This is a genomic window from Halonotius aquaticus (assembly GCF_003605575.1).
Lineage (GTDB): Archaea > Halobacteriota > Halobacteria > Halobacteriales > Haloferacaceae > Halonotius > Halonotius aquaticus.
Genome location: NZ_QKNY01000018.1, coordinates 240,874 through 252,835, shown reverse-complemented (window position 1 = coordinate 252,835; position 11,962 = coordinate 240,874). Strand labels below are relative to the sequence as shown.

General features: G+C 64.1%; 13 protein-coding genes and 1 other RNA gene. 8 read left to right on the top strand and 6 right to left on the bottom strand.

The window, feature by feature from the left end; genetic code table 11:
- Window position 1 precedes the first annotated feature (1 nt).
- Together secY and pdxS are read left to right on the top strand one after the other, a co-directional pair.
- Window positions 2-1,480 (top strand): preprotein translocase subunit SecY, encoded by a 1,479-nt coding sequence (secY, locus tag DM826_RS10855; RefSeq protein WP_120103443.1) that lies wholly within the window; start codon window positions 2-4, stop codon window positions 1,478-1,480.
- Window positions 1,481-1,631: 151 nt separating this feature from the next.
- Entirely contained in the window at window positions 1,632-2,540 is a 909-nt protein-coding gene (gene pdxS, locus DM826_RS10850) for a pyridoxal 5'-phosphate synthase lyase subunit PdxS (protein WP_120103442.1), read from the top strand.
- A 107-nt stretch (window positions 2,541-2,647) separates the two neighbouring features.
- On the opposite strand, the gene DM826_RS10845 is transcribed toward pdxS, so the two are convergent.
- From DM826_RS10845 to carA, 5 genes are all read right to left on the bottom strand, one after another.
- Window positions 2,648-3,523, bottom strand: coding sequence for a homoserine kinase (locus DM826_RS10845; protein ID WP_120103441.1), 876 nt, complete (start codon window positions 3,521-3,523; stop codon window positions 2,648-2,650).
- 90 nt (window positions 3,524-3,613) lie between these two features.
- Window positions 3,614-3,862, bottom strand: coding sequence for a hypothetical protein (locus DM826_RS10840; RefSeq protein WP_120084019.1), 249 nt, complete (start codon window positions 3,860-3,862; stop codon window positions 3,614-3,616).
- A gap of 97 nt (window positions 3,863-3,959) precedes the next feature.
- Window positions 3,960-4,181, bottom strand: coding sequence for a hypothetical protein (locus DM826_RS10835; RefSeq protein WP_120103440.1), 222 nt, complete (start codon window positions 4,179-4,181; stop codon window positions 3,960-3,962).
- 70 nt (window positions 4,182-4,251) lie between these two features.
- The gene (locus tag DM826_RS10830) at window positions 4,252-4,644 is read right to left on the bottom strand and encodes a DUF5778 family protein (protein ID WP_120103439.1); all 393 of its coding nucleotides are present in this window, start codon (window positions 4,642-4,644) and stop codon (window positions 4,252-4,254) included.
- A 103-nt stretch (window positions 4,645-4,747) separates the two neighbouring features.
- On the bottom strand, window positions 4,748-5,809 hold the full coding sequence (carA, locus tag DM826_RS10825; RefSeq protein WP_120103438.1) for a glutamine-hydrolyzing carbamoyl-phosphate synthase small subunit: 1,062 nt from the start codon (window positions 5,807-5,809) through the stop codon (window positions 4,748-4,750).
- 96 nt (window positions 5,810-5,905) lie between these two features.
- Between carA and DM826_RS10820 the strand changes: the two genes are divergently transcribed.
- The 4 genes from DM826_RS10820 (at window position 5,906) to DM826_RS10805 (ending at window position 9,910) form a co-directional block, all read left to right on the top strand.
- A complete protein-coding gene (locus DM826_RS10820) occupies window positions 5,906-6,319 on the top strand; it encodes an Lrp/AsnC family transcriptional regulator (RefSeq protein ID WP_120103437.1) in 414 nt (137 codons plus the stop codon).
- A 200-nt stretch (window positions 6,320-6,519) separates the two neighbouring features.
- Window positions 6,520-7,089 carry an NUDIX hydrolase gene (locus DM826_RS10815; protein ID WP_120103436.1) on the top strand — a complete coding sequence of 190 codons (570 nt, stop codon included), beginning with the start codon at window positions 6,520-6,522 and terminating at the stop codon, window positions 7,087-7,089.
- Between the two features lie 31 nt (window positions 7,090-7,120).
- The gene (locus DM826_RS10810) at window positions 7,121-8,683 is read left to right on the top strand and encodes an Hvo_1808 family surface protein (protein WP_120103435.1); all 1,563 of its coding nucleotides are present in this window, start codon (window positions 7,121-7,123) and stop codon (window positions 8,681-8,683) included.
- Window positions 8,684-8,737: 54 nt separating this feature from the next.
- Entirely contained in the window at window positions 8,738-9,910 is a 1,173-nt protein-coding gene (locus DM826_RS10805) for a nicotinate phosphoribosyltransferase (RefSeq protein WP_120103434.1), read from the top strand.
- 18 nt (window positions 9,911-9,928) lie between these two features.
- Here the strand turns inward: DM826_RS10805 and DM826_RS10800 are convergent, their stop codons facing one another.
- Window positions 9,929-10,531: a TIGR00296 family protein gene (locus DM826_RS10800; RefSeq protein ID WP_120103433.1), complete on the bottom strand. Its 603-nt coding sequence runs from the start codon at window positions 10,529-10,531 to the stop codon at window positions 9,929-9,931.
- Between the two features lie 117 nt (window positions 10,532-10,648).
- Here DM826_RS10800 and rnpB point away from each other — a divergent pair.
- Window positions 10,649-11,033, top strand: an RNA gene (gene rnpB, locus DM826_RS10795) — RNase P RNA component.
- 60 nt (window positions 11,034-11,093) lie between these two features.
- A complete protein-coding gene (truA, locus tag DM826_RS10790) occupies window positions 11,094-11,948 on the top strand; it encodes a tRNA pseudouridine(38-40) synthase TruA (RefSeq protein ID WP_120103432.1) in 855 nt (284 codons plus the stop codon).
- The last annotated feature ends 14 nt before the right edge of the window (window positions 11,949-11,962 follow it).

The following is an 11,962-nucleotide window of genomic DNA, read 5'->3' as shown; positions in this document are numbered from 1 at the left end:
CATGGGTTGGAAGGAGGCCGCCGAACCGGTTCTCACCCGCATGCCGACAGTGGCACGGCCGGAGGGGCACGTGCCGTTCAAACGGAAGCTCCTGTGGACCGCGAGTGTCCTCATGGTGTATTTTTTCCTGACGAACATCCAGCTGTTCGGTTTGGGTGGCCAAGGCAGCGACATCTTCGGACAGTTCCGCTCGATCATTGCCGGCGGGCAGGGCTCAGTCCTGCAGGTCGGGATCGGCCCGATCGTCACCGCCTCGATCGTCTTGCAGCTGCTCGGTGGTGCGAACCTCCTTGGCCTTGACACGGAGAATGATCCACGCGATCAGATCCTCTATCAGGGGCTCCAGAAGTTCCTCGTCGTCGTCATGACGGCACTGACCGCCGCGCCGATGGTGTTCAGCGGCGGCTTCCTCCCAGCGAATCAAGCCCTTGGCCAATCGCTTGGGGTTGGCACCTTTGGGGTGCAGCTGATCATCTTCGCGCAGGTGTTCGTTGGCGGCATTCTCATCCTGTTTTTGGATGAGATCGTCAGCAAATGGGGGGTCGGCTCCGGTGTCGGCCTCTTCATTATCGCCGGCGTGAGCCAACAGCTCATCGGTGGGATCCTCAGCTGGCAGGGCCTCGGCACGACAACCGGGATCCTTGCGAGCTGGTACGGAATTCTCTTTGGTGACCTCTCGCTTGGGCCGACGTTTACCGGCCAGTGGTTCCAGAGCATTCTGTTCGACCCGGGAAGCATCCTGGCGTTGTTCACGACACTGTTGATCTTCGTGATCGTCGTCTACGCCGAATCGGTGCGAGTTGAGATCCCGCTGAGCCACACCCGCGTTCGCGGGGCCCGTGGCCGGTTCCCGGTGAAGCTGATCTACGCGAGCGTCCTACCGATGATCCTCGTGCGGGCGTTGCAGGCGAACATCCAGTTCGTCGGCCAGATCCTTTACAGCCAGCTTGGCAACGGGCTGCCGGCGATCCTCGGTCAGTACAGTGACGGCCAGCCGATCGGCGGGCTGTTTTACTACCTCGCGCCGATCCAATCGCGGCAGGATTGGATGTGGTTCCTCGGGCTGACGCCCGGCGGGATCGACCCCTGGCAGATCGGGATTCGGGTCGGGATCGACCTGATCTTCATGATCGTCGGCGGGGCGATCTTTGCGATCTTCTGGGTCGAAACCACCGGGATGGGCCCGGAGGCGACCGCCGAGCAGATTCAAGACTCTGGGATGCAGATCCCTGGCTTCCGGCGGAACCCGCAGGTCGTCGAGAAGGTCATGGAGCGGTACATCCCGCAGGTGACCGTTATCGGCGGCGCGCTGGTCGGCCTGCTTGCGGTGATGGCGAACATGCTCGGCACCATCGGGAATGTCTCCGGTACAGGGCTGCTGCTGACGGTCTCCATTACGTACAAGCTGTACGAGGAGATCGCCGAAGAGCAACTCATGGAGATGCATCCGATGATGCGCCAGATGTTCGGCAACGAGTAGTCGCCACGCCGATTTTCCGCTTCGATTTCTTTCGTTGATTCAGCTGTGACACGGCTTTGAGCGACCGTGCTGTCCGCCGACAACCGCTTGTCTCATTCGTCATAATCCCAAGAAAAGCACCCGTTAAGTGTGCTCGTCCCCTACAGTAGGTATGTCGGAGGCAACCGATTTAGAGACGCTGCGGCGTGGCACGTCGTTGGTCAAACGCGGCTTCGCACAGATGCAGAAAGGCGGCGTCATCATGGATGTCGTCAACCGCGAACAGGCCCGGATCGCCGAGGATGCCGGCGCGGTCGCGGTAATGCATCTCGAATCCGTTCCCGCGGACATCCGCAAACGTGGCGGCGTCGCCCGCATGGCCGACCCCGGCGCGCTGGAGGAGGTCGCCGAGGAGGTGTCGATCCCGGTGATGGGCAAATGCCGGATCGGTCACACCGCCGAGGCTCAGATTCTCGAAGCCGCGGGCGCGGACATGATCGACGAAAGCGAGGTACTCACGCAGGCCGACGACCGCTACCACATCGACAAAACCGAGTTCACCGCGCCGTTCGTCTGCGGAGCCCGAAATCTCCCGGAAGCACTCCGGCGGATCGACGAGGGCGCGGCGATGATCCGCACCAAAGGCGAGGCCGGCACCGGCGACGTGAACCAGGCGGTCACCCACCAGCGCAACATCCAGCGATCGATCGGCAAGCTCACCGGGATGGCCCACGAGGAACGCGACGAGTGGGCCCGCGAACACGGCGCGCCGCGGGAGCTGACCCACGAGACCGCCGAGATGGGCCGGCTGCCGGTCGTCAACTTTGCTGCCGGCGGGATCGCCACGCCCGCTGACGCCGCGTTGATGATGCAGCTCGGCTGTGACGGCATCTTCGTCGGCTCGGGCATCTTCGGCGCGGAGAACCCCGAAGCGATGGGCACCTCAGTTGTCGCCGCGGTCAACAACTATGACGACCCCGAGGCCCTGAAAGAGATCGCCAAGGATCCTGGCAAAGGAATGCGCGGCCAGGCGAACGTTGATCTCGACGAGGATGAAAAACTGCAGGGTCGCGGCGTCTAACTCGGCACAATAGCAACGCTGTTAACGCGGTATTTCCGGCTGCGCTGTTCGCGCCGTTTTCTTCTCGCTTCTGTTTACTCGTCTCTCAGTGACAACGACTGCATACGCTACAGAATCGTCGCACCGTCGCTTACCTGCGTCTGATAGACGCGGGCATCGACCTCGTGGTCGTCGAACGCCGTCAACATCGCACTCCCGACCGCCCGCTGATCGCGTGCACGACAGACCGCCAGCACCGACGGGCCGGCTCCGCTGACGGTCACGCCAGTTGCGCCGGCGTCGACAGCGGCCTCGCGAACCGCGTCGTAGCCGGTGATCAACTCCGCGCGGGCGGGCGTCACCAGCGGATCATCCATTCCGCGACCGACGAGATCAGGATCGCCGCGACACATCCCGACAGCCAGCGTCGCCGCGTTGCCGACGGTCTCGACGACCTCCGCCATCTGTGCGGTTTCGGGGACGACCCGGCGGGCATCCCGCGTCGAGACGGCGATCTCCGGCAGACAGGCGACAAGCGAGATGTCGGTGCTGACGGATTCGACCCCGTCGGCGGTGGCGATCGTGAAGCCCCCAAGGATTGATGGGGCGACGTTGTCGGCGTGGGCCGTCCCGGAGACGACGGCCTCGCCCTCGGCGGCAATGGGGACGAGCTCTGATCGGCTGAGCCCGCGATTATAGAGTTCGTTGAGCGCGACGGCCGCGCCGGCTGCCGACGCCGCCGAGGAGCCCAGCCCCGAGGCTGGCCGGACGCCTTTGTCGATCTCGATGTGGGCCGGCGCGTCTAAGGCGTCGACGACCGCGCCGACGGTGTTGGCGTCGGGATCAGTCGGGATATACTGGCTGCCGACCCCGGTGATGTCGATGGTCGTCTGCTCGGCGCGTTCGACGCGGATGATGTCAGCCGGCCGATCGAAGGCGACGCCGAAGACATCGAAGCCGCTGCCGAGGTTCGCGCTCGTCGCCGGGGCCCGAACCGTAATCATGCGTTGGGGTTATCGCAGTCGCCCGAAAAAGGTAGCGAAGCCGGCCGCCGCCGGCCGGTGGCTGCCGTCGTGCTCATCGGCCCGCGATCGTCATCCACGGGCGGTGACGTAGACCATCGGGCCGATGACCAACAGCGTCAACCCCAAAAAGAGGTAGACGTTTGGCAGCAGCGACGCTGGCGTCAACACGAAGATCACGCCGAACAGCATCGTGTTGATGCCGATCACCTGTTGTGATTTCAGTGGGAGTGCACCGAGGGTCGTGAGGACGAACCCGAGCAGCAGGAACTGCCCGATGTTGTAGTCGACCAGGATCGCGTCGATGAATAACGGCAGCATGCCTAGTAGGAGGTGTCGTTGAAACGCGCATTAAAGTTCCGTTCTCTGTCGCCGCAACTGCCGGTGTCTCGCCTTCCCATCTGTATTGGGACTGTCATTACTCCGGGCCGGTGATATCCAGCGGCCGAATCCAGCCATACCAGACGACGACAACCATCCCGCCGTAGCCGGCGATATAGACCAGTTCCCCCAGCGTCGTGAACCCGAGTTGGCCGAGGCTCCACCGGGCGACCCCGGAGCCGGCGACGCCGACGAGCAACACTGTCGCCAACAGCAGGGCATCCGTGCTGAGAAACTCCCGCAACGTCGTCTCTGCCATACAACCGATTGGATCGCCAGCCGTGTCAACCTCTCGGTTATCGTCGCCACGACCTGTTGTCGGCGCTCAACTACGGTACCGGGGTCACCGACAGATCGCGGTCTTCCATCGCCTCGATGATCGCCTCGTGGTCGGCGGTTGCCTCATAGTAGAAGACGAGATGAAACCGCCCGTCTCGCAGTAGCTGCTGGCACTCCCAGACGAATTCATCGTCCTCTAGGGTTCGCCCGTGGAACTGGTTGGAGGCGAACTCGGGGTCGTCGTTGCCGGCGTAGATGTAGCTTTCACCCTTGTCTGTGTGGGCGGCGATCACATCGTTGAGGTCGACGGTGAGCTCCTGCATTTCGAGGTCTTCCTCACCCGAGAGATCGGTGTGGACAATGACACCCGCCAACTCGATGTCGCCGGGTTCGAGTAATGCCTTGGTTCGCTCGTAAAGATCTTGATCGAGCACGTCAGCCATGATGCCAACACCTCGATCAGCAAGCAGTAAACGACTGCCGATTTCCGGCTCGCGGTGGTCGATTCGACCCGGTCGTTCTCTGTGGTCGTTTTGACGCCGCGCCTCAGTCGGCGGTGACAGCCGACTGCGTATCAACCATCGCCAACACGTCGTCGAAGAAGCCAAGCGAGTCGTGTGGGCCAGGGTTGGCTTCAGGGTGATACTGGCGGGTGATGATCCCACGTTCGTCGTCGGCCAGCCCCTCTGCGGTGTCGTCGTTGACGTTGCGCTGGGTGACCACAAGATCGCCCGGGTCGGAGACGGTGTAGCCGTGGTTTTGGGTCGTCATGACGACCTGATCGGTCTCAAGGTCGCGGACAGGCTGGTTGACGCCGCGGTGGCCGAAGGCCATCTTCTCGGTGTCGCCGCCGAAGGCGCGGGCGACGATCTGCTGGCCGAGACAGATGCCGGCGATCGGAATTTCCCCGGCGAACGCCTCGACGAGCGACTGGGCGTTCTGGAAGTTTGCGGGATCGCCCGGTCCGTTGGAAATAAACAGCACATCGGGATCGAGCTCGCGGATCTCCTCGGCGGCGGTCTGACACGACAGGACGTGGACGTCCGCGCCGCGCTCCGTGAGCGAATCAATGATCGATCCCTTCGCGCCACAGTCGATGAGGGCCACGTCGGCCTCGCCGCCGCCGCGGTGGACGGTCGGCTCGGGCGTGGTCACCTGCTGGCCGATCTCGGTATGGTCGCTCATCTCCTTGCACTGGTCGAGTTCGGCTTTGGCGTCTTCCGGGGTGACGTCCTCGCCGGCGGCGATCCCGCATTTCATCGCGCCATCTTCGCGGATGGAGGTGACGAGATCACGCGTCTCGATGTGATCGATCGCGGGGACGCCCTCAGATTCGAACCAGGTTGCCATCTCCTCGGTGAACTCGCGGGCGACGGCGGCACGCGGGTGGATGCGACTCGATTCGAAGCGGTCGGCGCGCACCCCGTAGTTGCCGATTAGCGGATACGAGAAGGTGAGTACCTGCTCCTCGTAGGAGGGATCGGTGAGGCTTTCCTCATAGCCCGTATAGGCGGTTGTGAATACGAGTTCGCCGCGGGTGGTGCCCGGCGCACGGCAGCGCGCTTCCAGCACGCGACCGTCGGCTAACGCGATGTAGGCGTCTGACATTACGAGATACGTATCGGTGATCGCTAATAAGTGCGTCGTTCGAAGATTCGTTACGAAATTCGTAATCGGTAAGGGCCTGCCGGCACATCTCACGGCATGGACGATCTCGACCGGCAGATCCTCTCGATCCTACGGCGGGACGCCCGGACGCCCTACACCGAGATCGCCGACGAGATCGGCACCTCGGAGGGCACCGTGCGCAACCGCGTCGATCGGCTTACCAGTGAGGGGATCATCGAGCGGTTCACCGTTACCACGCGCACCGGGAATGTGAAGGCGATGATCGAAGTCTCCGTCGACATGAACGTCACCACCAGCGCGGTCTCCGAGCGGATGGCCGACTGGGAGGAGGTCGATTTCGTTTGGCAGGTCTCCGGCGAGGACGATATCGTTCTCGTCGTCGACTGCGTCGATACCCAAGCCGTCAACGACCTGATCAGCCAAGCCCGCGAGTTAGACGAGGTCAAGGGAACGAAAACGCGGCTGATTCTCGATGAACGGCTCGGGTAGAGCGTCACAAACACTTTGTTAGATTCCGAATTCGTTGTGATATGGCCGACGACGAGGACACCGACAGCGACTCGCGGTCGTGGTACGAGTGGGCGGCTGATATCGTGCTTGAACTGTTGAGTCTCATCTGATTGCTACCACGGAACCCTGCTGCGACCCGTATCGAACCCTTATTGACCCCGCTGTGTACATACCAACCTATGAGTGCTGACGACGCGGGCGACGACCGCCACGCAAACGCCGGCCAGGACGTGATCGCCGTCGACGCCGACGACACCGAACAGGAGTTGGTCAACCGCCTCGACGCCCACACCGGCGATGGGATCCGTCATCGGGCGTTTACCTGTCTCGTTTTCGACGGCGAGGGGCGACTCCTGCTCGCCCAGCGCAGCCCGGAAAAACGCCTCTGGGATACCCACTGGGACGGCACCGTCGCCTCCCATCCCGTCGAGGGCCAAAGCCAGGTCGATGCGACGATCCAGCGACTCGAAGAGGAACTCGGCGTCACTCCCGACCAGTACGACGAGGTCGAGCTTACCGACCGATTTGAGTACAAACGTTACTATGAGAACGCTGGCGTCGAGTGGGAGGTCTGTGCTGTCCTGCAGGTGACGCTCGAAGATACGACGCTCGATCCCGACGAGGAGGAGATCGGCGGTCTGTTGTGGGTCGACTACGACCACCTCCACAAACACCCAGAGTGGTACCGCCAACTGCGACTCTGTCCGTGGTTCGAGATCGCCATGCGCCGGGACTTCGACGCCGAGTAACGTTCTTGAGGCCCGGCTACGTGTGATCGGTATGGATCGCCGCGGTCGATCGCTGCTTGTCGTCGCCTTTGTCTTTTTTGCCATCAGCACTGTCGTTCCAGCAGCGGCGGCGACAGCAGCACCCGCGACAGCAGCGTCGACAGCAACGCCCGCGACATCAGTCGGGGTGCCACCGTCGCCACCGATAACCCCGACTAGCCACTCGCAGTCCGCAAACACGAGCCTCGGCTGTGTCGATGGGATCTGCCATGACGATCCGATCAACGTCACGCAGGTCGACGGGCTGGACGCCGCTGAACGCGATCGCCTGCTGGCCCGCTCGATGGCTCGCGTGGAGTACCTCCGCGGCGAACCCTTCACGGAATCGGTGCCGATCCGGGTTGTCGACAGCGAGACGTTCGGCCGCGATGAGTTGGCACCCAACGGCTCCGACCGGCGATACACCCGCTGGAACGATCAGGTCTGGAAGGCGCTGTTCATCGTTGGCGACAACACCAGCACACAGACGGCGATCACCGACACGCTGACCGGCTCGGTCAACGGGCTCTACAGCCCGACACGCGACGAGATCGTCATCGTCGCCGACGATCCTGATGCCCCGCGGGTCAGCGAGGCGACGCTGATTCACGAGTTGACCCACGCCCTGCAGGATCAACGCCACGACCTCACCAGCCCCCGGTTCAGGGGCGAAACACAGGACGCCGATCTGGCGGTGACTGGCCTCTATGAGGGCGAAGCAGGCTACATCGAGGATCTGTACAGACAACGCTGTGACGATGATCGCTGGCGGTGTCAGCGAGCGTCCCCGACCAGCGGCGAGGGTGGGGCGAGCAACCGCGGCATCCTCACGGTCGTCCTCCAGCCGTACTCCGACGGCCCGGGGTATGTCCACGAGATCGTCACCACAGAGGGGTGGGCGGGTGTCGACGAGCGGATGGTCGATCCCCCGACGACGACCAGCGAGATCATCCACCGCGAACCACTCAACATCTCGCCCATTGAGCCGTCGACCACGGCGACCGCCGGCTGGCAACGCTACACCCAACCGGGCCGCAACGGCACTGAGGTCGCCGGCGAGGCGTCGATCTTCGTCATGTTCTGGTACCAGGCGACGACCGTCCGAGCCAATACCGTTGATCCGGGGACGCTGTATGAATCCGAGGGCGACTACGACAGCCGAACCTACAGTGCGCCACCCTCCGACGGCTGGGCTGGCGACGCGCTCGTCCCCTACCGCCGCGGCGACGACGACGGCTACGTCTGGACAACCGAATGGGAGACGACTGATGACGCCACCGAGTTCCACCGCGCGTATACAGCCATTCTCACGGCGCGCAACGCAACTGAAACCGATCCCGGCATCTACGAACTTGACGACGATGCCTTCGCCGGGGCCTACGGGATCGAACGCGACGGCACCCGGGTGCGGATCGTCCACGCGCCGACGACCGACGGACTGCGAGAGCTCGCCCCCGGGCTCACACCATCAGCGACGAGCGAGCAGATCCCCGGCTTCGGTGTCGCCGGCGCGCTCCTCGCGTTGCTCGCTGCCGGATGGACCCTCGCGTGGTCGGCCACCCGACCGCGAGACTGACGACAGCGACCCGCGGGCCACCGGGCTTTTTGTGACCGCCGCCGAAGCCGGGCTATGCGCGACCTCGATTTCGATATCATCTCGCCCGAAGCCATCCACAGCGGTCGGGCGACCGACGCCTACTTCGAGCGCACCGACGCCGCGCTCAAACATGCTGATCGCAACCCTCGGGTCGTCGCCGAGGTAACCGCCGACCAGTTCCCGACCGGCGAGTTCGAACTGCTCGCCGGTGTGAAAGACGCGGCCGCACTGTTGGCCGACCGCGCGGTTGATGTCGACGCGATCCCGGCGGGCCACTGTTTCGACGGCGGGCCGGTCATGCGAATCGAGGGGCCGTATCTCGATTTTGCCCGGCTGGAAACCGCGCTGCTCGGCTTTCTGTCGCACGCGTCGGGAATCGCAACCGCCGCCCGACGCGTTCGGGAGGCCGCCCCCGATTCGCCGGTGTTGTCGTTCGGGGCGCGGCACGTCCATCCCTCGATCGCGGCGGTCGTCGAGCGATCCGCGCTGCTGGCCGGCCTTGATGGATTCTCGCATGTTGCTGCCGGCGACCAGATCGACCGCGAAGCCAGCGGCACGATGCCACACGCCCTCCTGCTGTGTTTCGGTCGCGGCGAGCAGGAAGCCGCGTGGCAGGCCTTTGACGCCGCCGTCGGCGACGATGTCCAGCGGATCGCCCTCTGTGACACGTTCAGCGACGAGGTCGACGAGTCGCTCCGGGCGGCTGACGCCTTCGGCGACGCGCTTGACGGCGTCCGTCTCGACACCACGGGCTCGCGGCGCGGTGATTTCTGGCATATCATCCGCGAAGTCCGGTGGGAACTCGACGCCGCTGGCTACGAAGATGTTGACATTTTCCTCAGCGGCGGGCTCGGCGTCGACGACCTTCGGGAGCTACGCGACGTTGCCGATGGCTTCGGGGTTGGCAGTACGATCTCAAACGCCGATCCTGTCGATTTTGCCCTCGATATCGTCGAAGTCGATGGCGAGGCGATCGCGAAACGCGGGAAGCTCTCCGGCGTGAAATCGGTCTACCGGACGGCCGACGGCGGCCACCACGTCGGCCACCGTGCGGGCGACGCACCGGCCGACGGCGAACCGCTCTTGGAGCCGCTCATCCGCGATGGCGACGTTGTCGACGACTTCGATCTCTCGTTGTCGGGAGCCACCGAGCGGGCCGCCCGCGACGCGTCGCTGGTCGGATTTGGTCGGACAGACCGGGTGTAGCACGCTCGCCTCGCGGGGTTAGAGTGCTTCGACGCTGCCGCCGTCAGGTCGCTCGCGGAAAACTTGGCCTTCGAAAAGGGTGATCATCGTGTCGTCGTCCTGCCAGGCAACCGGGGAGACATTCGCCTTCTTACAGACCAAGGAGAGATACTTTTCTTTGCTCCAGTTTTGTTCGACGGGGAGTGTCGGATAGAGCCAGGCGTGGTCGTTGCCGGTGTCGAGGGCGACGCCGTGGGTGCCGAGTTCGATATCTTCGATGGGATCGTTTGTCAGCAGCGTGTTGCTGACGACACAGACCGAAATCGAGAGATCCGAGAGCTCCTTTGCGCCGATCTCCGAGCCCGCCGAATCCGACGAGGCGGCCTGAATCGCCGCGTCGACGATGGCGTGACCGAGCTGGTCGTCGGTGCGATAGGCCCCGGCACAGCCGCGGAGTTGCCCCCGTCCGCGTGTTGATTGGATACGGACGAACGCCCCGGTTCGGGCGTAGAAGGCATCTCGCATGCTCCCTGGGTGTTCGCGTTGGCCATGAAGGACGTACGATTCGACTGCTTCCCGCGCAAGCTCGACCGCTCGTGCACCGTCATCATAACTCAGCTGAACGGTCTGTGCCTCGGACATAGACGTATCCATGGGGGCTGCCGACTTCAATTCTTCCCATTCGTTGTGCAGGAATCGCGGTCGACGACCAACTGCCCCACCGAACCGTTTATCCGACCGCTGAGTCCATATCAATCGGGTAGAGAGAGCCCGATCCCCGTGGGCATGGTGCCAGCGGGCACCCCCCATGAGGAAAGTCCCCCCACCGTTCGGACAGGTGACCGGGCGCAAGCCCGGAGTCGGAGACGGCTGGCGCTGAAACAGCAACGAGACCCCCTGCCCCGACCGATGAGGTGCGCGAACCGATCCGTAAGGAAAGGGAGTTAATCCACCGAGGAATGCGGGTTTCGCCCGCGAGACGGGCAGGAACGGATGGAACGGTGAATCCTCACCGGTGCAAGGTCGCGTCAGGCGGTCGGTCGGCCACGCGGTGTGGTCGCCGGCCGCCGAGGTAGTCCGAACACGACGCGACTGCTCAGCCGAATGTCGGGTCGAAACAGAAGGGGGCTTACTCCTCTCAACCCGGAGTAATTCGTGAGCGACAGGTGAACTCTTTTCGCCGCCGCGTTGGAACAGCCAGTTGATGCGCGCGTTCCGCCTTGCCTACGACGGCCGGCCGTTCTACGGCTTCCAGCGGCAGCCATCGGTGCCAACCGTCGAGGGTGCGCTGTTCGACGCGCTCCGCGCGCTGTCGATCCTACCGCCGGAGGCCAACAAACCAACGGGCTACGCTGCGGCGGGCCGCACTGACGCCGGCGTGTCGGCGGTCGCTCAGACGGTCGCCTTCGAGTGCCCCGAGTGGCTCTCGCCGCGCGCGCTCAACAGCGAGTTACCGGCGACGATCCGGGTGTGGGCCAGTGCCGATGTTGACGCCGACTTCCATGCGACTCACGACGCGGCGCGACGCGAGTACGTCTATGAGCTCTACGCGCCGCCGAACGGAACCGCCCACCGACCGCTCGATGGCCGCCCCACCATCGACGACAACCGGGCTGCCGACGCGGTCGACGCACTCAGCGGCCACCATGATTTTCACAATTTGACGCCCGATGACACCGGCACCGAACGTGATATCACCGCCAGCATCGACCGCGACGGCGACGTGCTGGTGCTCACCGTCGCCGCCGGTGGTTTTCCGCGCCATTTCGTCCGCCGGCTCGTCGCGGTCGTCCAGGCCGTCGCCAGCGGCAGCAAGTCGCTGTCATGGATCGAGTCGCTGCTCGGCGACGACGCGGTCGATCCCCAGCCGCAGACAGCGTCGCCCGAACCGCTGGTGTTGTCGGCGGTCGCGTACCCCGGCGTCGACTTCGAGTGCGACTCCCGAGCCGCGGCCAGCGGCGTCGGCGCCTTCGGCAAGCGTGCACGCGATGCGTTCGTCGGCCATCGCGTTAGCACGACGTTGGCCGATCACCTCAACGATGCGGAGGACAACCTTTAGGCGCGCTGTCGGCC